The following is a 20793-nucleotide window of genomic DNA, read 5'->3' on the forward strand; positions in this document are numbered from 1 at the left end:
TGTAGAATCGGTGGGATATAGCCGAACGGAAACATTTGCATTTTCCATATAAGCCAGATTCGGCACTGACCAGACCGCGTGGAGGGAGTGATGACAGTACAGAAGGGGCAGGATTTGCCACTGGAGCGGCCCGACGAGCCGGACGGCCGCGCCGCCCTGTTCGTTCCAACGGCCGCGATCAAGGAAGATGTCTTGAACATGGTGCGCAAAGGCGCCGCCATTGTTGGCTTTGGCAACCATGACCGGACCCTGACGATTTATTACGAAAGCAACCGTTTTAATGAAGTCACGCTGGTCAAGTGGGAACATAAGGCCCGCAAGGCGTTCGAGCGCCTGTTCGACAACTTGCCCACCACCTCGAAGATGACGGGGAAAATGGACCACTTCGAGCAAATCGGCTACATCAGCAACAAGGGCATCACGATCCGCCGCATGGAAAAGCTGCGCGGCTGGCTGGAGCAGTCCGATGCGCTGGACACGGCGCCGGAATCGGAAGTCATCGAATGGGCGCCGGCTCCGCCACCGAAAAAAATCGTTGCCGACGATTAAAGTGTTTGATTTGCGTCAACTGCCCTGCTTGAGCAGTGACAAAATGATGAGTTGCTCCAAGGCATGTGTTAAGGTTTTCCTAACGGAAAATTGACTTTCCGTCACTTACCTTGGAGAGATTCACATGAAGCAGCTTCGTACCCTGTTTGCCGCTTTCCTCACCCTGTGCCTGGCCGCCGCCGCTTCCACCGCGCTGGCGCAGGATACCCACCGTGGCACGGCCGACGAAGCCGTGGCGATGGTCAAGAAAGCCAGCGCCTACCTGGAAAAAAATGGCCGCGACAAGGCTGTCGCCGCTTTCAATGATCCCAAGGGCGAGTTTATCAAGGGTGATTTGTACGTCTTCATGTTTGGCACCACGGGTGACCAGCAGGGCGTGGCGCTGGCGCATGGCCAGAACCCGAAAATGGTCAACAAGAACCTGATGGAACTGAACGCCGGTGGCGTGTTCCCGATCAAGGAATTCCTGAAAATCGCCAACAGCCCGGCGGGCAAGGGCTGGGTGTCGTACAAGTGGCCCAATTCCATCAGCAAGAACATGGAAGACAAATCGACGTACATTGAAAAAGTAGGCGACGTGCTGATTGGCGTGGGCGTGTACAAATAAGTTCGCGCGCCGGTCCCGGCGCGGTTTTTTATGACGGCGATCATGGCGCTTGCTTGATCGCCGTTCATACCTTCTATTCAGCAATTCATCCTGATTCCCGCTTGTTTCCAGCCTGCGATCACCCCGGCGGCCAGTGGCATCGGTTATGATGGAAAGTGCAACACGAGCCCGCGTTCGACGGGCGCGTGGCTGGCAAGACCTGAACGAGCGCATACATGGCATACAGATGGGAGACTTCCGACAGCGTCTGGCTGGAGGATGAACGCAAGGGACAATTCGAACTGGCGCAAAGCCGGGGCATCAGCCGCATCGAGTGGCAAGCCCACGCACGCGGCCGCCTGCCCGACGTGGCGCAATTGCTGGGTGCATCGCGGCCCACTTGCGGCCACGGCGACATTTATCCCGAAGGGTTTGTGTATTGCCCCGAATGCGGCGCGCCGCTGCAAATGCATGGCGCCGACCACCCGCCGCCGTGGTGGGGCCCGTCCACCGCGCCGTTGCCCGCCGATGCGCATCCCTTGCCGAAGTATCTGCCGCTGGGCTTGCCGCTGACGGCGCAACCGCTGGCCGCGGCCCTGGAAACCCGTGCGCCGGAACCGGAAGTCGGCGCACCCGATGAAAAAATCCCCGCGCCGCCGAACGCGGTGTGCGTATTCGCGGCGGGCAATTTCGGCTATGCGGTACAGCGCCTGCTGGCGCTGGCGACCACCCGCAATGTATTGCAATACTGGGACCCGCTGGCGCGGCGCTGGCATTTGATGGCGGCCGAAGGACCGGCGGCGGATTTGTCGTTTACGGCGTCCGATTACGCTTGGTTGCCGGCCGCGTTTGGTCCGCGCGGCGAAGTCGGCATCGTGCCCGGCGCGCAGGGGCTGGTCCGGTTGATCATCAACCCCGTCAATGAAAGTTACCGCACCGAGACCGTGCTGTCCGCGCCGCTGGCCAGCGCGCCCGGCATGGCGGCGGGACGCATCGCGTGCCTGCTGGCGACCCCGGCCGGGGTGCGGCTGTGGACCGCCAATGGCGATGGCGCGGACGGGGAAACGCTGGAGATCCATGTCGCCGCCGCGCAGGGCGCAGCCAGCCGGGCGCATGCCACGGCGGGGGATATTCCCGACCCGGACGACGAAGGCGGTGCGGCAAGCGCAAATGCCGGTGCCGACAGCCGCAGTTCCCCGGCATTTTCCGGCACGGCGCCGGGCGCGGATGCCGCAATGCACGCCATTGCGCCAACCCCCATCCCCGCCGGCGGCTGGTCGCGTCCGGTGTGCTACGACGGCAAATTGGTCTGGCTGCATGCGCTGGGGGAAATCTGGTGGCGCCCCGGCAGCGCGCCGCAATGGCTGCCGTGGCCGGCCGGCTGGACGCCGCGCCTGCGATTCGGCGGCCCGGTACGCAGCCGCGATGGCCGCCTGTGGCTGATCGGCCATGATGGCCAGCGCTATTCCTACCGTGAACTGGGCGCGGTGCGCGCGCAAATCCAGCCGCTCGATGGCGCGCGCCTGGGCTTTTGCACCTTGCTGTTCCGCCGTGGCCACCAGGTCAAGGATGAACCGTGGGCGGTGGAAAACGTGGAAGACCAGGGTGGCGCCGATGAACTGGTGCTGCCGCTGCTGGAAAACGCCAGTTCCACGCGGGCCCAGCCGACCGGCCTGGTGCTGCGGGTGGAAGCGTATTCCGGCAAGGCCGAAGCGGCGCTGGAAGACGCCGTCCTGCAACGCGTGCTGATCGAGTGGGTCGGCCAGCGCAACGTGATCCTCGACGAAGCCGTGCGCCTGAAACAGCCCGCCGATTGCCAGCCGTTTGTCTACGATAACTGCCTGTGGCTGCATCATCCGTCCTGGAATGATGTGCGCGGCTGGCGCCTGGAACCCCAATCATGACCCGCCCTATGAATATGCGTTGGCCTGAACCCCGTAGGGTGGTAAGCCGCAGGCTTGCCACCAAGCGTGCGCGCCAGGCAGCCATCGCAGCACTGCTGCTGGCGGCAAGCACAAGCGCCTACTCCGCCTCCCACGTCTTCCTGGTACAAAACTCCGGCTGGATGGAACCGTTCTACACGGACCCCGCCTCCCAATACAAACCGCTGGTGACGGAAGTGGTGCTGGCCGCCGTGCAACCGGGCGACGCGCTGGTGCTGGCCTCGTTCAACCAGTCGCTGCCCGGCGCTCCGTCGCCCAAGGCACTGCTGGCCGCCAAGGTCGAACAGGCCAGCCAGCGCGCGGCAGTGCAAGGCGCCTTGTCCCCGCTGACGGTGGCGAAAAAGCCCGGCGGCGCGGCGCTGGCCGACACCGACCTGGGCGAAGCCGTCAGCGGCGCGATCGGTACCGCGCTGGGCAACAAACCGGGCCTGGTCTGGCTGTTCACCAACAATAAAAACAGCCCGAACAACGACCAGGCCACGGCCCAGCGCAACCGCGAATTTTATGAACTGATCCACCACGGCGCCACCATCAAAAAAGCGCTGGCGTTCCCGCTGCATATGCCGGTCAAAGGCCGCTACAGCGCCAATGGGTTGATGATTTACGTGTTTGCCATCGGCGACGAAGGCGCGCGCGACCTGGACCAGCTGATGCGCTCCGGCCGCCTGCAAAAGGTGGTGACGGAAATGCCGGCGCGTTTAAAACCGCTGGACCAGGACACGGTGCGCCTGACGCCGGTGAAAGTGGAAAACGTGCCCGGCGTGGCGTTCTCCACGCAAGCCAATGGCGTGCTGCGCGCCGATATCGATGCCGGCACGCAGGCGGCCAAGGCCAACCGCGAACAGTCCAGCAATGCCGCGCGCATCGGCTGGCGCCTGGAAAACACGGTGTATCCGTACACCATCACCAGCGCGCGGCTGGAAGCGCGCTCGCTGTTGGCCGGGGCGCAGACGCCGATCCTGCTGGGCGCCGATGCGGTCACGGGCCTGGCGCCCGGCAAGCCGCAGCCGCTGTCGTCCGCCATGCAATTGCCGGTCGCACACTTGCCTGGCAAGTGGTCGCTGGAAGCCGTCAAGGCGGCCGGTTCCGCCGCGGTGCTGCCGGGCGCGATCGAAGTGAAATTGTCGGAACAAAAGCTGGAACTGTCGCAGGCGTTCCGCCAGCGCATGGCCAACTTGTTCCCCGGCGATCCATTGCCGGACATTTTCACGCCGCCGGAACAAGTGCAGGGTTCGCGCGCCACCCTGCCGCTGGAAGTGCGCATCCGTTACGGCGTGGCGCCGCTGATCGGGGTGCTGGGCGGCGCTGCCGCATTGCTGGCCGCCGCCGCCGCGCTGGGCATCGCCGCCACGCGCGCGCGCAAGGTCTGGGTAACGGTCGAGGGCGAACCGCGCGTGGTGCACGCCAAGCCGGGCACGGTGCAGCCGCTGCACGACCGGGCCGGCAACAAGGTCGCGGACTTGAACACGTCGATGTTTGGCGCCACATTGACGGACTTGCGGCAAGGCGCGCAAGTCCGCCTGGGAAAATAACAGGAAAAAGCAGAGGAACATGAAAGAATACAACGACATCCAGCTGGCACAAGCCAATACCGATCCGGGCTTCAAAATCCCGGGCAACGAGCAAAAGCCGGCCAGTGGTCCAACTTTGACGGATACGCCGCCGCCGGCGCAACCCGGCACGCCGATGGAAGTGGCGCCGGTGCAGGGCGCCCCGGCCACCGACACGTCCACGCGCGACGTGGCGGTGGGCGGTGCGATTTTCCTGATCTTGCTGGTTGTGTTCTTCTTTGCGCGCAACGCCTATGCGAACCACCTGGTGCGCCGCCGCGTGGCGCCGTCGTCGGCCGATACGGCGGGCTGGCTGATGTTCTTTGGCCTGTCGTTCCTGTCCGGCGCGCTGGTGCTGGCGATCATCAATTCCAGCAAATTCCTCAGCCTGGCCGTCACCGGCACGTTGCTGCTGGCCGGCGTCGGCGCGCTGGCGGGCGCTTTCTTCACCGGCCGCCGGTAATTCAAGGAGCAATCATGGCGGACTTCCCGAACACCGGCACGGAAAAGAAAGCGGAACTCAAAGTCGATTTGCGCCCCACGCTGTTCATCGGCGCGGGCGGCACCGGCATGGAAGTCATGATGCGCATCCGGCGCCGCATCCTGTCGGCCGTGTGGAACCGGCACCACCCGACGCGGGTCGAATCGATCGGCCAGTTCCCGGTCGCGCGTTTCCTGCACGTGGACCTCGATAATGGCGCCGTCATCGACGAGGGTAAATCGCAGCGCACCGACCCATGGTACGAGCTGGTGAAACTGTCCGACGAAGAACGGCTGGTGGAATCGATCGACCTGACGCAATACCACGAGTCGGACGACAGCCTGGCGCGCTTCCCCCTGATTGAAAACTGGATGCCGCTGCGTCCGAAAAAACTGCGCTCGCTGGGCATCGACCCGTCGAAAGGCGCGGGCCAGATCCGCGCCGTGGCGCGTCTGTACCTGTTCGATAAATATCCGAAGCTGCGGGGCCGCATCAAGGGTGCGCTGAATTTCCTCAGCAGTAATGCCGGCAACGAGCGCAAGGAAAATTACCAGCGCCTGGGCCTGCAGGTCGATACCTCCAAGTTCCGCATTGTCGTCATCGGTTCCAACGCGGGCGGCACCGGCGCCGGCACGTCGATCGACCTGGGCTGGATCGCCAAGGCCATCGCGCGCCAGGAAGTGTCGGACAGCCAGGTGGACCTGGTGATGTTCATGCCGTCGGGCTACGCCAAGGCGAACAAGGAGCGCACCGAGGCCAACGCCTATGCGACCTTGATGGAACTGGAAACGTCGATGCGCGACATGAATGCGCAGGTGCGCTGGGCCGATCCGGACAGCTTGGTGGGCCGTGGCGCGCCATTTGACGATGTGTATTTCGTCGACACCGCCAACCTCGCAAACAAAGCCACCAACGACGTCAAGGACGTGTACCAGATGGTGGCCGATTCGCTGTTCGAGGATTTCGCCTCGGCCGACTTTGCCAACCGCAAGCGCTCGGTGGCGGTCAACCAGCAGCAGCACAAGCTGGGCCCGTTCAATCCGCGCGTGCCGGAAAACCGGTTCGGCGACATGCGCCTGTCGTACTCGAAGGTGTATTCCGCGTTTGGCCAGGCCGTGCTCGATACGCAGCAGGGCTTGCGCGACGATATCCGCGCCTACGAACTGGCGGGCCTGATGGTTAAGGCGTTCTTCGGCATCCTTGGCAGCGATGGCGCGCCGGCGCGCCGTGCCGGCGACCAGGAGCGCGACGCGTTCATGCGCGAGCAGATGGCGCTGGCCGAACGGCCGTTTGCGGAATTCCCCGACTTCCGCAAGGGCACGGTCGATGTGGCGCCGTTCCAGGAATATGCGCTGACCGACCGCCTGTTGCTGGACAAGGATGAGCGCTCGCTGCTGGAGCGGGTGGAATCCAAGGTGCAGCTGGAAATCGACCGCATCATGGCGGACTACGATTTGAAGCAGTGGCGCGAAAAAGTCGCGGAACTGTTGCCGCAGTTGGAGCGTGATGCGATCCGCGAAGCGGGCGCCACGGCGGAAACCAGCGAAGACCGCTTGAAGCGCCATACCGCCGAACTGGTGGTGAAACTCAAAGGCCGCGCGCGCGACCAGCTGTATGCGCTGCTGGACGACCGCAAGCAGGGCGGCCTGGAATTCGTGCTGTCGCTGCTGGAACAGATCAAGGCCCGCATCGCCCAGCGCGACCTGGGCCACATGGAGCGCAACGGCAAGCGTTACCGCGATATCCGTGATGCGCTGCGCACGCGCCAGGTCGAAGAATCGCTGAACAACCTGTCGCAGGCCGCCAATAAATTGTTTGGCAAGGATGCGCAGGCGCGCGAAGTGATGGCGCATTTGAAGCGCGACATCGCCGATTACCTGCGCTTCCACTTGCTGGCCGTGGCGGCCGGACAGGCCGAGGACGTGTTAAAAGCCATGTCGGCGTGGCTGGGCGATACGCTGTCGGTCGATGACAAGGGCCAGCCGGTCTGGAGCGGCATCGCCGGTGAATTCCAGGAAGGCCGGCGCTGCGTGGAAGCCATGCTGGGCGCGGTCGACCAGCGCATCGCGCAATTGCGCGCCGATGCGCAGCACGAGCATGCGACTTACATGAAACTGGCCAGCGAAGGGCCGCCGGAAGCCGTGAAACTGACGGGCGACGTGTCGTCGTGGAGCGAAGAAGTGTTGCTGGAATTCGGCGGCTCGGCGCGCCTGTTCCCGCAACTGGGCGACGACAAGTTGCGCGCCTCCTTGCTGTTGAAACTGTTCCGCCGGGCGCAGACCCAGTTGAGCAGCGAAGGTTTGCAGGAAGCGCAGCCGGTCGATCCGCTGCTGGAGCGCTTGATGGCCATGTCGCCGCAGGAGCGCCAGCACCTGTTCAATGAATGGGTCAAGAGTGCGATGCCGTGGGTGAATGCGCGCTTCTCGGCGGAATTCACGCCGAACGCGGACCAGTTCAAATGCTTCATCGGCGTGGGCGACGTCAACGCGTGGAAAAAAGTCGAGCATGAAATCAAGGCGGCGGTGCCGACCGGTTTCTTCCACGGCGACCTGGTGTCGATCGTCAACACCGGCATCAGCGGGCGCGCGGTGTGCTACATCGAACTGTCCGGCGTGCCGATGACGGTGCTGCGCGGCTTGCCGACGTGGCGCACCTCGTACCAGATTGAAAACCCGAAGATTCCGACCCATTTGCATTTTGACTCCACGCGCTTCCGCCATCCGATCGCACCATCGATGGATGAGTTGAACCGGCTGGCCGACGATTACGAATGGTTCCTGCAAGCGATCGCATTGGGCGTGGTGAAACGCAAGGCCGATCTGGCGGACCGCGAGGCGCTGTTCCAGCCGAAGGGACAATACCTGTTTGAAGTGGAGCCGGGTTCCGGCGAGTGGCTGCAGATCGGTAACGAATATGCGATCCGCTCGAACGGCTTGCCGCCGTATTACCGCGACCAGGTGATCGCCGCCGTGCGCCTGCGGTTAGGCACGATGGGGCCGCACCAGTTTGCATTGCTGGCCGCGTTGATGCGGCACTACCAGCTGCGCGTGTACCAGCCCAAGCTGGAAGTCGATGAAACCGGCGCGGAATTGCCATCGCCATCGCTGCCGAACATCACGGCCAAGCGCTTGCACGATGCGTGGGTCAAGCGCGCGCAGGCGGCGGCCAGTGCGTTGCCGGAAGCGTTTGTCGAACGCGCGCTGGCGGTGCTGCCGCAATGGAGTGAGCCGGTGCCGGGTTCCTCGACGGATGCGTATAGCTGGGAAGTGCAGCAGTTGGCGGAAAAACGCGTACTGAAAGGGGAATACCTGGTCAACGAGGCGCTGGCGGCGTCGGTGTTTGCGGCGGGAGCGGCTGCGGCGCAGCCTGCGGCAACCGTAGTGGCGTCTGCCATGGCGCCTGTCGCCGCGCCGGTGCAAGCCGTGCCGGTTGCCGCCGTTTATGTGGCGCCTGCGGTGGCTGCCGCACCCGCGGCCACCGCGGCACAGGTGGCGGGACCGCTGTACAAGGTGTTCGTCAACAAGACGCAGCAAGGCCCATTCAGCCTGCACGAGCTGGCGCATCGCATTGCGCTGGGCGAAGTCACGGGCGCCACCAAAGTGTGGAACATGCAGTGGGTGCCACGGGTAGACCAGTGGAAGCTCGCCAGCGAGATGGCGGACATTGCGCCGCTGTTGTCGGCGGCGATTCCCGACCCGCATGACGATATCCCCGATCCGGAATAAGGACAGCAGTGGAAGCAGCGATGTACCGGTGTGTAGCAGAAATGTGCGGCAAGGATTTTCCGCGCAAGGTGAACTTTTGCCCGTTTTGCGGCACGCGGCAGGGGACGCCGTCCGCCCAGGCGGCGGGCAGCCGCTGGGCCGATAGCGGCGTTGGCGCGGCTGACCATGAGCGCAAGCAGGCCGCAGCGGCAGACGCCGCAGCGGATGCGGTGGCAAGCGCCGCTGCGCTGGCAGCCGCCAAAGCCGATGCGGCACAGGCCCGTCTTGACGAGCGGGTCCAGGCTGAAGCGCGGGCCAGGGCGGACGAGCAAGCCCGGGCCGATGAAAAAGCCAGGGCCGATGAGAAACGCCGTGCGGACGAGCAAGCGCGATCGGATGCTGCGCGTGCCGAAGCGCTGGCGCAGGCACGCAGCGCCGGTGGCGCCCAAGCCGGGGGCGCTGCGCAGCAGCCGCCGGACCCGCTGTCGCCGAATCTGCAATCCACGCTGGACCGCCTGAACAAATTACGTGGCGCCGGCAAACCGGCGGCGCCGTCAACGTCGTCCGTGCCGCCCCATAACCCTTTTAAGCCCCAGGGCAATGGCGCCCCGCCATCGCGGCCGCCGTTACGCAAACCCATCGGCAAATCCACCTGGATCTCGGTGGCGATCGTGCTGGGCCTGATCTGGATCCTGGCGCGTCCCTCCGACCCGGCGAAGAAGTTGCAAGCCCGCGTCGATGAAGCGGTGGAACAGGCGCAGGATTGCAAGATCGACCTGGCGCGCAATGCTTACACCTCGCTGAAAACCGACAAGGCCAGCGCCGCCCAGTTGAAGCAATTGCAGGACACCATCAACGCCAATGCGAAAAAATGCGACGCCAAGCGCAACCGCGCCAAGGCGTGGACGGAATTGCGTCCACAACTCGACAGCGCGCTGCAAAGCGGTTCCGTCGACCTGGCCGACCGCCGCCTGGCCGCCTTCACCAAGACCTGGGGCGCCGACGACGAAACCCGCGAGATGGATGGCCGCATCGATGTGCGCAAGGGCGAACGCCTGTTGAATGACGTGGACGCCTGTATCAAGCGTTCCGACCGTGCCTGCGCGGAAAGCAAATTGCAGGCGGCGGAAAAATTGCAGCGCAATGAATTGAAGCCCCGCATTGAAGTACTGCGTGAAGCGCTGTCGCAACTGCTGGTGCGCACGGTGCTGGGGCAGGGCGATGCCGCCCAGGCCGCGCCATCAGTCACGCCGACCGCACCGGCACGCGCGGATCAATCGGCCCAATCGGCCTCGCGCGCCCAGCCGAGCCAGCCAGCGAAGCCGGTCCCGTCAAATCCATCGGGCCAGCAATCCCCTCCAGCCCAGCAAACCCAGCCGTCGCAGCAATCCCAGCAGGCCCGCAAGCTGCTGGCCGAGGCGGAGCGTGAACTCCGTCAAGGCAATTACAAGGCCGCCATGGACAAGGCCAATATCTGTGCCACCATGATTGATGAAGGCAACCGCGAATGCACGGCCCTGAAGAACCGGGCTGAACGCATGAACCGCGACTTGATGAATTGCGTGGCGTCCGGCCGCGAATGGATCGACGACCGCTGCCAGTAAGGAGAATCCCATGAAACGAACACTATGCGGCGGCGTGATCGCCGCCATGCTGGCAGGCTGCGCCGCACCGGGCGGCTATCAAAACACGGGCCGTGGCGAACCGGCGCGCGAGCAGGGCGGCAGCCAGGCGGGCAATGCCGCCGCCGGGGCCGCCGTCGGCGCGGTGGCGGGCTGCGTGCTGGCCAAGGCGCTCGGCAAGAAATGCGCGGAAGGCGCGGCGGTCGGCGCGGCGCTGGGCGCCGCCATTGGCTGGACCACGTATTCGGAAAAAGTCGCGCCGGCACAGGCCGTCAACGCGGAAGCGCAGCGGGAAGGGTTAACGGTGCCCCGCAATGAAATCCGCCTCAAGGATTACCAGGTGTATTCCACCGCCGGTACGGTGCGCAGCGGCGGCGAACCGGTCAAGGTGGTGGGAGAAATCAAGCTGTATGGCCAGGCCACGCGGGTGCCGGAAGTGGTGCAAAGCATGACGCTGTATAAGGCCAATGGTGAAAAGGCGTCGGACACGCCGCAGATCGCCCGCGTGGAAAAAATCGATGGCGCGGGGCAGTACCGCGCCGTGGGTGTTTATAAAATCCCGCGTGGCATGGAGCAGGGGCAGTACACGGTGCAATCGGTACTGCTGCTCGATGGCCGCGAAGTGGCGCGCCGTTCCGCCATGTTCCAGGTGGCGTTCGACGCCAATGGCGACGGCCGCGCAGTGTTTATCGCGCAGCGCTGAGGGCGGCCAGGCTGACCGGGCGCTCCGGCAGGTAGGGCAGCAGCCTGCTTTGCGTCCATAGCCGCTTGGCCGCGAGCAGGACCAGGCCGGACAACGCGGCGATGCCCGCCATATATGCGGGGCCCGCCTGCAAACCTTTAATCGGCACGCTGAACAGGCTGCCCATATGCGTCACAGTCAGCGCCAGGAACGCGACGATGAATGCGCCCCACATCGTCCTGCGCGGATTCGGCAGCGCGCACAGCAGCACATTGACGGCGACCAGCAGCGGCACCTGCATGCCGAAGACCGCCCACTTTTCCATATTGCTCAGGATGCCCGCCGTGCTGCCGCCCAAGATCGCGTCAAGCAGTGCCTGTCCCAGCATCAGGACCAGCAGCAGGAAGATTGCCAATTTCAAGGAGGGCCGGTAGATCCGCAGGGCCAGCGCAGGCGCGCCGCTCCCGGCTGGCGCCAGCACCGTGCGCCAGTGCAGGTCACGGATGGTCATCAGCGTCATGGCTGCCGGTATCCATGGGATGAACGCCAGCAGGTGACCCACGGTCAGCGTACCGCCCAAGGCCAGCGGTGGCATCAGGCTCCAGCACAACGATATCGGCCCCATCCGCAAGCCACTCACCACGCTGAATTGCAATTTGTTGTCTTGCAGGAAGCGCGGCTGCAACACGGTATAGCGCAGGATCATGGTTCTCCACGCCGGTATGGCACTGGCTGGAGCGGGTGGCTGCGAGCGCGGCATCAATCGTGGCATCTGGCGCCAGTGCCGCCGCAGCGCGAACGCCATCAGCGGCCAGCTTGCCGCCACCACCAGCAAGACCGCCGCGGGGACTTGTGCGAAAGCGGTCAATGCCGCATGGCCATACGAGAAAAACGCGATCAATGCCGCCAGCGCGACGCCATACACGGCATGGTTGCGCTGGCGCGGCAGCAGTCCCGAGCGCAACGTGGAAAACAGCGTGCCGGCGCAAGCCGCCAATGACAGCATGGCGACACTCGCCAGTACCGGGGCCGGTGCGGCGGCGCCGAGCAGCCAGGTCACGGCCAGCGCGGCCAGCAGCACGATGCCGTTCGCCCACACGCTGGCCAGGCGCAGCGTGACGCTGCCGCGCCACAGTGCTGCCGGGACCCGCCGCTGCGTGAGGATTTGCGCAGTCTGCGCCAAGCGGGTGGACGCGCTGCTGGATAGGAATAGCATGAACAAGGCAGCGGCTTGCAGCAGGTACAGCGCCGCGTTGCCGTGCGATGCCGGCGGCAGCTTCAAGGTCAGCAGGCCTGCGCCGGCAATCGCGGCAAACGGGAAGGCGCGCCATGGATCGGTGCGCAGCGCCTGGATCAGGTGGGAGATGCGGTTCAAAGTTGGCTCCATGCACTTCAGGAATAACTGAGCGTGCTCAGCAGGCGTTTCGGCGTCCAGCAACGGTTTGCGACGGCCAGCGCCGCACCGGTCAGGCCCACCAGCAGCACCAGGTAGGCCGGACCGATTTGCCACGCCAGTTGTGGCAAGTCCTGTTTGAACATCGACCAGAGAGCGAAATACAACATGGGTATCCCCAGGGTCATGTAGGCGCCGAATTGCAAGCGGCGCGGCAATGCGCGCATCAGCGTCATCAGCGCCGTGCAGCACGCCAGTTCCAGTAATGGCACCGCCATCGACGCCAGTGTCTCCAGAGCCCACGTTTGCGGTGGCGACATCAGCGCGCTGCCCGCAGTAAAGACCAGTATCAGCGGGGCCTGGAACATCATGGTCGACAGCACAATACGGGCGCCAAGGCGGTGTAATTGGGTTCCTCCGGGCAGCAGCAGCGCGCGCCAGTGCAAGTCACGTACCAGTAGTGCGTTGGAGCAAATGATGCAGATCATCGCCAGCCGCGACAGGCGGAGGCTGGTGGCTTGTTCTCCCCATTGCACCGGCACCAGCTGTGCAAAGAATATGGCGTTTTGCATGATGGCCAGCACCAGCAGCGTGCGCCGGTTGAGCGGCTGCGCAGCGGCGTTCGACGCGCTGTCGCGCAGCGGCTGGAACCGGCCCGCCCAGCGGGCAATGGCGTCGCGGATACGGCGCAGCACATTCGATTGCGCGCCACTGACGGTACGCAGCGCATCGGCCTGCGCATGCATGATCCAGCAAGCCTTGACGGGCCAGGCCATTGCACACGCCGCCAGCAGCCATGCAGGCAAGGCGGCGAAGCGATGGAGGCTGTGCATCATTTGCTGGGTGGCGGCGAGCAACAGCACCAGCGCCAGCAGTGTGACTTCCAGGACGATGCCCATCCGGCGTGGCAGCAAGCCGGCCCGGGCCAGGGCGGCGGATATGCCGCAGCACAGCAGCAGCGACAGCAGGGCCGGCGCCGTCAGCCAGTGCTGGGGCGATCCGGGAGCGAGCATCAACGAGGCGATGGCGATGCTGAGCAGGGCCCAATAACGCGTCACCGACAGCAGCCACTGGCGCAGCCACGCTTGCCACAACGCGGCCGGCGCCCGCTGCGCTTGCAGGACGCTGATGCTGCGGCCCAGCGTCTGCCCCTGCAGCGCGACGGCGAACAGTTGGACGATGCAAGCCAGCAGCACCATGCCATCGAGCAGGGCCGTGCTCTGCGATTTGCCGATGAGCAGCAGTCCAATCAGGATGCTGGCGCACAGCACGCAGACCAGCCCCACACCGGCTTTGCCGAGCCGGATGAAATTCAGCGGGTACAGTGGCAGCGGAGCAGACATGGCGGCCGTGTTCACGAGTTCAATTCCACAAACAATTCATCCAGCGTCAGCGGGCGGCCGGTTTCCGCCAGCGCCGGCGCGCGGCGCGTATCGACCAGGCGCTGGCCGCTGCGCGTGACATGCACCACGGCTTCCGGCGGCACAGGGCCGTTGGTTATCGCCTGCGGAATCAGGCGATAGCATTCCAGCATCGCATCCCAGCTGTCGAGCAATTGCAGCTTGCCTTCGCGGATAAACGCCACGTGCGTCACCACGCGTTCCAGGTCGGACAGGATGTGGCTGGAAATGATGACGGTGCGTTCGTTGCCAGGTGCGTCGGCACGCTCGCCGCTGAAGATGGCGCGCATGAATTCGCGGCGCGTCATCGGGTCCAGGCTGGCCACCGGTTCATCGAACAGCAAGACATCCGGATCGTGCGCCAGCGCCAGCACCACCGACAGCTTTTGCTGGTCGCCGCCGGACAGCGCGGTGACGCGCGCATTGAGCGGCAAGTCCAGGCGCGCGGCCAGCGCCAGGCAGCGCTGCTGGTCCCAGCGAGGGTAGGCGCGGCCGATGGTGAACAAGTGTTCTTCCACTGTCATCCATTCAAACAGGTCGGGCGTCTGCGCCACATAGCCGATGCGTTCGCGCACCGGGTCAGTCAGTTGCAGCGACGGGCAGCCGAGCAGGGATGCGCTGCCGCTGTCCGGTGCGGCCAGACCCGCCAGACAGCGCAGCAAGGTGGATTTGCCGGCGCCATTGCGCCCGGCCAGTCCGACCACGGCGCCGGCGGGAATATCGAGCGATACACCGTCCAGTACCTTGACGTCGTTGTGGCGCAAGGTCAGCTGGCTGGCGCGGATGGTGAAGTCATTCATGTGCATTTTTCCTGTCGAGGTATTCTTCAAAGAGTTGCAGGGCTTCCTTTGTTCCTATGCCCAGCTGATGCGCGGTCTGTGCCGCCGCCTGCAGTGCGGGACGCAGCAGCGCGGCCTTGTCGACCGGCGCCGCTTCGGTTTGCACATCGGCCACCGCCATGCCGACGCCGCGCCGGCGCGTCAGGATGCCTTCCAGCTCCAGCATGCTGTAGGCCTTGCTGACGGTCATGGGGTTGATGGCGTGCTGCTGGGCGACGGCCCGCACCGACGGTAATTCCTCGCCCGGTTTCAACTGGCCGCCGGCCACCAGGCGCCGCACCTGCTCGACGATCTGGCGGTAAATCGGCACCGGCGACGCCGGGGCGATTTCAAAATCCATACCTTAGCTACCCGGCAAGTCTTGCCACAGCGGCAGCTTGTGCTTGCGGCGGCCGTAGGCGTAATAGGCCGCCAGAAACAGCCCGAACGCCGCGCCGGTCACCAGCGTGGTGGCCAGTGCCGCCATGGGCGGGAGCTGGCCGCGCCAGACGGCGAACCACATCAGCAAGCCCCATGCCGACCCGAAAAAGCCGCCGCTGGCCAGCGCCACGCGGCCAAAGCTGATGAAGTGGGGTAAGGGAATGGCGACACCCATGCGCCACAGCAGGCGCACGATTGGCGGATAGTAATTGCTTTCCCAGATACCGGTGTTGGCCATGATGGCCAGGGCGGCGTCGCGTTTGGTGGTGCTCATGTGTGTCCTCGGGCGTCGGTGGTGTATTAGCAGGTGTATTGCTATGTGAATCAGTGTATCACTACAATAATACACTTGCAACGTCATTCGCCGGCCCGCTGATCACGGGCGCACCTCGTCAACGTCAGGCTAACCAGCCACCACCGCCCTAGTGCATGCGGCTGCGCTTCTGGGCATACATTTGTTCATCCGCCAGCAGCACGTAGTGGGCCAGCGTCTGTTCGCTGCCGGAGTCGCACTGCACCACCCCGGCGCTGATCGCCACGGTGTACGGCCGTTCCTGCATCAGGTTGAATGCGTGCAGGTTAGCTTTGATGCGCTCCAGGATGACGCCTGGCTGTTCATCGTCGAGGGTATAGGCGACGAATTCATCTCCGCCAAGACGCGCCACCACATCGGCGTGGCGAAACGATTGACGGAACACCAGTGCGGCGTCCTGTATCAGGCGGTCCCCGGCATCGTGGCCGAGGCCATCGTTCACGCGCTTTAAGCCATCGATGTCCGCGAAGATCACGGCGCTGGGCGCGTGCTTGCGCCGCGCCAGTTTGTAGCTGTGTTCCGCCTGCAGGAAAAAGCCGCGCCGGTTATACAGTCCCGTCAGTACGTCGGTGAGCGACAGCATCCGCATTTCCGTTGTCGCTTCGTCGCGCCGCTTCAGTTCCGCGGCATGTGCCACGGACGTGTTGGTCATGGCTTCGCGCTGGTCACACACCAGCCGTTCCAATGAGGTGTGGGCCTCGATCTTGCCCAGCGCTGCCGCCGCCAGCTGCAGGAAATACGACAGGGTCTGTTTGTGCCCGTTCAGCTCCGAGGGGTTCAGGTCATGCTCCCATCCAGCGGCCAGGACGGCAATCGCTGCGTGCGCCGGCACTGCCAGGGCCAGCGTGCGCGGCCCGCTATGTTCGCACTGCTGGCCGCCATGCAACTGGTCATCCGTGGAGGACGCGGTACCGGAGAATAGGTGCATGCCGGTTTGATACAGCGGATGGTCCGTCCCGGCTGGATGGGGGAGGCCGTGCCGGTCGAACCCGACGATCGTGAGCTGATCGGCGCGCAACAGCAGCAGGGCCGAGTCAGGCCGGATGAGCTCGACCAGGGCCCTGCCGACCAGTTCGAGTGAACCAACCGGTTCGTCGGTCTGCAGCAGGTCGCGCGACAGGGTCAACAGGATGCGCATCTGGCCGGGGCCGAGTTGTTGCGCTTCCACTTGCTGCTTCCTCATGGTTTGCCTCCGTTGTCCGTTGCCGGGCCGCTGAGAGCCACGGCGCGTTCCTCGCATCATCGCGGGCGGCTTTGCGTCGGTATCGTTAACGGTACTCGCATGGCGTCGCTTCACCTAGCACGATCGGTTGAATGCCGCGCGCCAATGCTTCGACGTACCGTACCGATCTCGCATACACTCGTGGTGACGGGCAGCTGACTGCCTGCGGCGAAAATTTTCGGGGGCGCAGCGGATGGGGTCTATCTTCCAACTGCTCGACGGCGGTCTCTTCCAATGGAATGCCTGGCAGATCATCGGCTACACCGTGCTGGCCACGCATCTCTCGATTATCGCGGTCACGGTCTACCTGCACCGATGCCAGGCCCATCGCGCGCTCGAGTTGCACCCCGCCATGGCCCATGTCTTCCGCTTCTGGTTATGGCTATCCACCGGCATGGTCACGCGCGAGTGGGTCGCGGTCCATCGCAAGCATCACGCGTACTGCGAAAAGGCTGGTGATCCGCACAGCCCGCAACTGTTCGGGATCCGGCAGGTCTTGCTCCATGGCGCGGAACTGTACCGTCACGAAGCGCGCGTCGCGGCCACGCTGCAACGCTATGGCGCCGGTACGCCGGACGACTGGATGGAGCGCCACGTTTATTCCCGCTACACGTGGCAAGGCGTTGGCCTGCTGCTGGTGGCCGATTTGCTGATGTTTGGCGTGATCGGCGCCACGGTCTGGAGCGTGCAGATGCTGTGGATCCCGGTCTGCGCGGCCGGCATCATCAACGGCCTCGGCCATTACATCGGTTACCGCAACTTCGACGGCCCACACGCCGCCACCAATATCGTGCCGGTTGGCATACTCATCGGCGGCGAAGAGCTGCACAATAACCACCATACCTTCCCGACTTCGGCCAGGATGGCCGCACGCTGGTTTGAACTCGATATCGGCTGGTGCTATATCCGCCTGTTGCAGGCGCTCGGCCTGGCGCGGGTACGGGCCGTGTTGCCCAGGCCGCCGGTGGCGGTGCGCCAATTGCCGCTGACCGGCAAGACCGTTGCCGGTGTCGGCGCCTGCCGCCACCATATCATGCGCAGTTTTGGCATCATGGTGGTGCGCACCTTGCGAGAGGAACTCCGTGGCGAGTCCACCGTCCGCATTGACCCGCGCGCCCGGCGCCAGGCGGAGCGCCTGTTGCGGCGCGAACCGGCCTATCTTTCCGATGCCGAAAAACAGGCACTGGCCGCACTGGTTGGCCGGTACGCGTGGCTGGCCCATGTGCAGCGCATGCGCGTGGAACTAAGCCAGGTATGGGAAGCCAAGCTGGCGTCGCCGCAGGAGTTGCTGGACTGCCTGGTGGACTGGTGCGACCGGGCGGAACGGTCCGGGATACAGGCGCTGCGCAACTTCTCACTTGGCTTGCATGCGTACGGTTGACGTCGCCGTTCAGGCGGCGGGGACCAGCGTCACGGCGATGCCCGACAACACCGCATTGCCCGACAGCGGATCGCGCAGGTTTTCATCGAGGATCGCGTTCAGGTTGACGCCGGGGCGTTCCGCCGCCACCGCCATTTGCGTGCCCGGCAAATCGTGGCCCCAGCCATGCGGCAGGCTGACCACGCCCGGCATCATGCCATCGTCGATTTCCACCTGCACCGTGATGGCGCGCCCGCCGTTACGCAGGTGCGCGCTGCCGCCGTTGGCCAGGCCCAGGCGCGCCGCATCGTGCGAATGGACCAGCGCCGTGCAGCGATAAGCGCCCTTGGCCAGCACCGGCAAATTATGCATCCAGCTGTTATTCGAGCGCAGCTGGCGGCGACCGATGACCACCAGTTCCGGCGCCGGTTCGTTCATCGCGGCGGCCACGCGGGCCAGGTCGTCGAGCAGCACCTGTGGCGCCAGTTCGATCTTGCCGGATTGGGTGCGCAGCATTTCCGGGATGCGTGGCGTCATGGCGCCGAGGTCGATACCGGACGGCGCGGCGCGCACCTTTTGCAAATTCAAGCCGTCCGGATGACGGCCGAACTGGTCGCCATACGGACCGCTGCGCAAGCCCAGGTCCAGCACCCGTTCCACGCCGCGCTGCGGCGCCAGCATCTCCATCACGGTAGCGGCCAGCGGGCCGACGCTTTTATCGAGGTCTTCGCGCAGCAGCGCATCATCGAGCTGCGCGATATCGGCATCCGGGCCCAGGCCCTGCACGATGGCGGTCAGACGCAGCAAGCTTTCCCACTCGTCCGGAGTGCCCGCCGTGCGGGGCAAGACGGGCGGGCTGTAGCGCGCATGGTTGCGGTGCGAGAATTGCGTGAACGTGACGTCGTAATGCGCGTCTTCCAGCGGCGACACGCCGGGCAAAATCACGTCGGCGTGGCGCGAGGTTTCATTGAGGTAGATGTCCATGCTGACCATGAATTCCAGGCCGTCGAGCGCCTGCGCCAGCCGTGCGCCGTTGGGGGCGGACAGCACTGGATTGCCGGCAATCGCGATCAGCGCTTTTACTTGTCCCGGGCCGGGGGTGTCGATTTCCTCGGCCAGGCAGGTGACCGGCAATTCGCCCGCCACTTCCGGCGCGCCGGACACGCGGCTGCGGTAGCGGCCATACGCGACGCCGCGTCCAATGCCGGGCTTGCCGCGCGTGTTGCCGGCAAAGGCGGCGGCTTTCGGGAACATCATGCCGCCGGTTTCGTCGAGGTGGCCGGTGAGAATGTTCAGCACATCGATCAGCCACGACGCCAGGGTGCCATATTGCTGTGTGCAAGTGCCGATGCGGCCATAAATGGCGCCATGCTGGGCGCCCGCCAGGTCGCGCGCCAGATTGCGGATGGTGGCGGCATCGATGCCGCAGCGGGACGCCACGCTTTCCGGCGCATACGGTTGCACGGCTTCCTGCAGCGCTTCCAGCCCGTTAAGGTGGTCCGCCAGGCGGCCCGGCATCACGAGGTTTTCGTCGAACAGCGCATGCGCCATGCCGAGCAACAGGAACACGTCGGCGCCGGGACGGATGAAATGGTGTTCATCGGCGATGCCGGCGGTTTCGGTGCGGCGCGGATCGATGACGACGATGCGCCCGCCCCGGGCCCGCAGCGCCTTGGCCTTGCCACGGAAATCCGGCACGGTCCACAGGCTGCCATTCGACACCATCGGATTGGCGCCGAGGATCAGCAGGTAATCGCCGCGTTCGATATCGGGCACCGGCACCGACAGCCAGCCGCCATACATCAAGCCGCACGACAGCATTTTCGGCACCTGGTCGACACTGGAAGCGGAATACATGTTTTTCGTGCCCAGCGCCTTGGCCAGCCGGGGGAAATACAGCATCAGGCTCATTTTGTGGGCAACCGGGTTGCCCAGCACGGTGGCCACCGCATCGGGCCCGTCGCGCTTGATGATGGGCGGCAGGCGGCGCGCGATTTCCGCATACGCTTCGTCCCAGGTGGCGCTTTCAAAGCGGCCATTGCGCTTGATCAGCGGCGTGCGCAAGCGGTCGCCGTCTTCATGCAAATCCTTCAGGCTGACGGCTTTTGGGCACAGGAAGCCGGCGCTGAATACGTCCGCATCGTCCCCCTTGATCTTTTTCACCTTGCCATCGTCGTGTTCGATTTCCAGGCCGCAGGCGGCCTCGCAAAATGGGCAGATACGGTGGGCACAAGCAGCCATGGCAAGCTCCTGGGATAAAAGTGAACGGTCGTTCTATTGTCAATTTTTGTTACACCGATGTCAATCGTATTACGTCAGCTCAGGTGTATGCTTGAAACCACAGGAGACGAATCATGAAACCAGCAAATTTCTTTTATGCCGCCCTGGCGATTGCCATGTTGGCGGCGGTGTTATCCGGCTGCCAGCGGCGCGAAGCGGGACCTGCGGAAGAGGCGGGGCGGAAGATTGATCAAGCCACGCAGCAGGCCAATGCCGAGCTGAAGCAGGCCGGCACGGAACTCAAGCAGGCTGGCGCCGAACTCAAGGACGCGGCGCATGAAGCGGGCCGGGAATTGAAGGAAGCCGCAGCCATTACGCGCGACAAGATCAATGACGCGACGGAAACGGCGGGCCAGAAGCTGGAAAAAGCGGGCGAAAAAATGCAGGAATCCGCCCGCGAGGCCAAGGAAGAAGCGAAAAAGAAGTGAGCTGGACCGGAACCGCTGCCA

17 protein-coding genes are annotated in these 20793 nt (G+C 64.5%); 10 read left to right on the forward strand and 7 right to left on the reverse strand.

Translation table 11 applies throughout. The features are described 5' to 3' along the window. Nucleotides 1-90: 90 nt before the first annotated feature. From AC1RRC_RS19095 to AC1RRC_RS19130, 8 genes are all read left to right on the forward strand, one after another. Nucleotides 91-549 carry a hypothetical protein gene (locus AC1RRC_RS19095; protein WP_493057105.1) on the forward strand — a complete coding sequence of 153 codons (459 nt, stop codon included), beginning with the start codon at nucleotides 91-93 and terminating at the stop codon, nucleotides 547-549. 124 nt (nucleotides 550-673) lie between these two features. After that, nucleotides 674-1156 (forward strand): cache domain-containing protein, encoded by a 483-nt coding sequence (locus tag AC1RRC_RS19100; RefSeq protein ID WP_493057106.1) that lies wholly within the window; start codon nucleotides 674-676, stop codon nucleotides 1154-1156. Nucleotides 1157-1371: 215 nt separating this feature from the next. Beyond that, a complete protein-coding gene (locus tag AC1RRC_RS19105) occupies nucleotides 1372-3039 on the forward strand; it encodes a hypothetical protein (protein ID WP_493057107.1) in 1668 nt (555 codons plus the stop codon). Then, on the forward strand, nucleotides 3036-4610 hold the full coding sequence (locus AC1RRC_RS19110; protein WP_493057108.1) for a hypothetical protein: 1575 nt from the start codon (nucleotides 3036-3038) through the stop codon (nucleotides 4608-4610). Before AC1RRC_RS19105 ends, AC1RRC_RS19110 begins: the two co-directional genes overlap by 4 nt. 19 nt (nucleotides 4611-4629) lie before the next feature. After that, nucleotides 4630-5091: a hypothetical protein gene (locus tag AC1RRC_RS19115; protein ID WP_493057109.1), complete on the forward strand. Its 462-nt coding sequence runs from the start codon at nucleotides 4630-4632 to the stop codon at nucleotides 5089-5091. A gap of 14 nt (nucleotides 5092-5105) precedes the next feature. Continuing rightward, a complete protein-coding gene (locus AC1RRC_RS19120; RefSeq protein WP_493057110.1) occupies nucleotides 5106-8834 on the forward strand; it encodes a tubulin-like doman-containing protein in 3729 nt (1242 codons plus the stop codon). A gap of 20 nt (nucleotides 8835-8854) precedes the next feature. After that, nucleotides 8855-10417 (forward strand): hypothetical protein, encoded by a 1563-nt coding sequence (locus tag AC1RRC_RS19125; protein WP_493057111.1) that lies wholly within the window; start codon nucleotides 8855-8857, stop codon nucleotides 10415-10417. 10 nt (nucleotides 10418-10427) lie between these two features. After that, nucleotides 10428-11138, forward strand: a complete 711-nt coding sequence (locus AC1RRC_RS19130) for a hypothetical protein (protein WP_493057112.1) — start codon at nucleotides 10428-10430, stop codon at nucleotides 11136-11138. Here AC1RRC_RS19130 and AC1RRC_RS19135 read toward each other — a convergent pair. The 6 genes from AC1RRC_RS19135 to AC1RRC_RS19160 all read right to left on the reverse strand — a co-directional run bounded on the left by AC1RRC_RS19135 (nucleotide 11122) and on the right by AC1RRC_RS19160 (nucleotide 16665). After that, entirely contained in the window at nucleotides 11122-12492 is a 1371-nt protein-coding gene (locus tag AC1RRC_RS19135) for a hypothetical protein (protein WP_493057113.1), read from the reverse strand. The two genes, AC1RRC_RS19130 and AC1RRC_RS19135, sit on opposite strands and share 17 nt — an antisense overlap. A 17-nt stretch (nucleotides 12493-12509) precedes the next feature. Continuing rightward, nucleotides 12510-13853, reverse strand: a complete 1344-nt coding sequence (locus tag AC1RRC_RS19140; protein WP_493057114.1) for a hypothetical protein — start codon at nucleotides 13851-13853, stop codon at nucleotides 12510-12512. 11 nt (nucleotides 13854-13864) lie between these two features. After that, nucleotides 13865-14710 carry an ABC transporter ATP-binding protein gene (locus AC1RRC_RS19145; RefSeq protein ID WP_493057115.1) on the reverse strand — a complete coding sequence of 282 codons (846 nt, stop codon included), beginning with the start codon at nucleotides 14708-14710 and terminating at the stop codon, nucleotides 13865-13867. Then, nucleotides 14703-15089 carry a GntR family transcriptional regulator gene (locus AC1RRC_RS19150; protein ID WP_493057116.1) on the reverse strand — a complete coding sequence of 129 codons (387 nt, stop codon included), beginning with the start codon at nucleotides 15087-15089 and terminating at the stop codon, nucleotides 14703-14705. The genes AC1RRC_RS19145 and AC1RRC_RS19150 overlap by 8 nt, the downstream gene beginning before the upstream one ends. Before the next feature lie 3 nt (nucleotides 15090-15092). Next, nucleotides 15093-15443, reverse strand: coding sequence for a DUF6404 family protein (locus AC1RRC_RS19155; protein WP_493057117.1), 351 nt, complete (start codon nucleotides 15441-15443; stop codon nucleotides 15093-15095). A 148-nt stretch (nucleotides 15444-15591) separates the two neighbouring features. Continuing rightward, entirely contained in the window at nucleotides 15592-16665 is a 1074-nt protein-coding gene (locus tag AC1RRC_RS19160; RefSeq protein WP_493057118.1) for a GGDEF domain-containing protein, read from the reverse strand. A gap of 232 nt (nucleotides 16666-16897) precedes the next feature. On the opposite strand from AC1RRC_RS19160, the gene AC1RRC_RS19165 reads away from it, so the two are divergent. Further along, on the forward strand, nucleotides 16898-18085 hold the full coding sequence (locus AC1RRC_RS19165) for a DesA family fatty acid desaturase (RefSeq protein ID WP_493057119.1): 1188 nt from the start codon (nucleotides 16898-16900) through the stop codon (nucleotides 18083-18085). A gap of 9 nt (nucleotides 18086-18094) precedes the next feature. On the opposite strand, the gene AC1RRC_RS19170 is transcribed toward AC1RRC_RS19165, so the two are convergent. Then, nucleotides 18095-20305 carry a molybdopterin-dependent oxidoreductase gene (locus tag AC1RRC_RS19170; protein WP_493057120.1) on the reverse strand — a complete coding sequence of 737 codons (2211 nt, stop codon included), beginning with the start codon at nucleotides 20303-20305 and terminating at the stop codon, nucleotides 18095-18097. 113 nt (nucleotides 20306-20418) lie between these two features. Between AC1RRC_RS19170 and AC1RRC_RS19175 the strand changes: the two genes are divergently transcribed. Beyond that, on the forward strand, nucleotides 20419-20772 hold the full coding sequence (locus tag AC1RRC_RS19175) for an apolipophorin (protein ID WP_493057121.1): 354 nt from the start codon (nucleotides 20419-20421) through the stop codon (nucleotides 20770-20772). The last annotated feature ends 21 nt before the right edge of the window (nucleotides 20773-20793 follow it).

The sequence above is a fragment of the Pseudoduganella sp. GW821-FHT12E03 genome, assembly GCF_058807115.1.

What these genes read in the sequence shown, in the direction of transcription:
- AC1RRC_RS19165 (WP_493057119.1), top strand. Translation starts at nt 16,898, where the DNA reads ATGGGGTCTATCTTCCAACTGCTCGACGGCGGTCTCTTCCAATGGAAT.
- AC1RRC_RS19120 (WP_493057110.1), top strand. Translation starts at nt 5,106, where the DNA reads ATGGCGGACTTCCCGAACACCGGCACGGAAAAGAAAGCGGAACTCAAA.
- AC1RRC_RS19155 (WP_493057117.1), bottom strand. Translation starts at nt 15,443, where the DNA reads ATGAGCACCACCAAACGCGACGCCGCCCTGGCCATCATGGCCAACACC.
- AC1RRC_RS19115 (WP_493057109.1), top strand. Translation starts at nt 4,630, where the DNA reads ATGAAAGAATACAACGACATCCAGCTGGCACAAGCCAATACCGATCCG.
- AC1RRC_RS19145 (WP_493057115.1), bottom strand. Translation starts at nt 14,710, where the DNA reads ATGAATGACTTCACCATCCGCGCCAGCCAGCTGACCTTGCGCCACAAC.
- AC1RRC_RS19105 (WP_493057107.1), top strand. Translation starts at nt 1,372, where the DNA reads ATGGCATACAGATGGGAGACTTCCGACAGCGTCTGGCTGGAGGATGAA.
- AC1RRC_RS19095 (WP_493057105.1), top strand. Translation starts at nt 91, where the DNA reads ATGACAGTACAGAAGGGGCAGGATTTGCCACTGGAGCGGCCCGACGAG.
- AC1RRC_RS19150 (WP_493057116.1), bottom strand. Translation starts at nt 15,089, where the DNA reads ATGGATTTTGAAATCGCCCCGGCGTCGCCGGTGCCGATTTACCGCCAG.
- AC1RRC_RS19110 (WP_493057108.1), top strand. Translation starts at nt 3,036, where the DNA reads ATGACCCGCCCTATGAATATGCGTTGGCCTGAACCCCGTAGGGTGGTA.
- AC1RRC_RS19125 (WP_493057111.1), top strand. Translation starts at nt 8,855, where the DNA reads ATGTACCGGTGTGTAGCAGAAATGTGCGGCAAGGATTTTCCGCGCAAG.
- AC1RRC_RS19100 (WP_493057106.1), top strand. Translation starts at nt 674, where the DNA reads ATGAAGCAGCTTCGTACCCTGTTTGCCGCTTTCCTCACCCTGTGCCTG.
- AC1RRC_RS19130 (WP_493057112.1), top strand. Translation starts at nt 10,428, where the DNA reads ATGAAACGAACACTATGCGGCGGCGTGATCGCCGCCATGCTGGCAGGC.
- AC1RRC_RS19160 (WP_493057118.1), bottom strand. Translation starts at nt 16,665, where the DNA reads ATGAGGAAGCAGCAAGTGGAAGCGCAACAACTCGGCCCCGGCCAGATG.
- AC1RRC_RS19175 (WP_493057121.1), top strand. Translation starts at nt 20,419, where the DNA reads ATGAAACCAGCAAATTTCTTTTATGCCGCCCTGGCGATTGCCATGTTG.
- AC1RRC_RS19140 (WP_493057114.1), bottom strand. Translation starts at nt 13,853, where the DNA reads ATGTCTGCTCCGCTGCCACTGTACCCGCTGAATTTCATCCGGCTCGGC.
- AC1RRC_RS19170 (WP_493057120.1), bottom strand. Translation starts at nt 20,305, where the DNA reads ATGGCTGCTTGTGCCCACCGTATCTGCCCATTTTGCGAGGCCGCCTGC.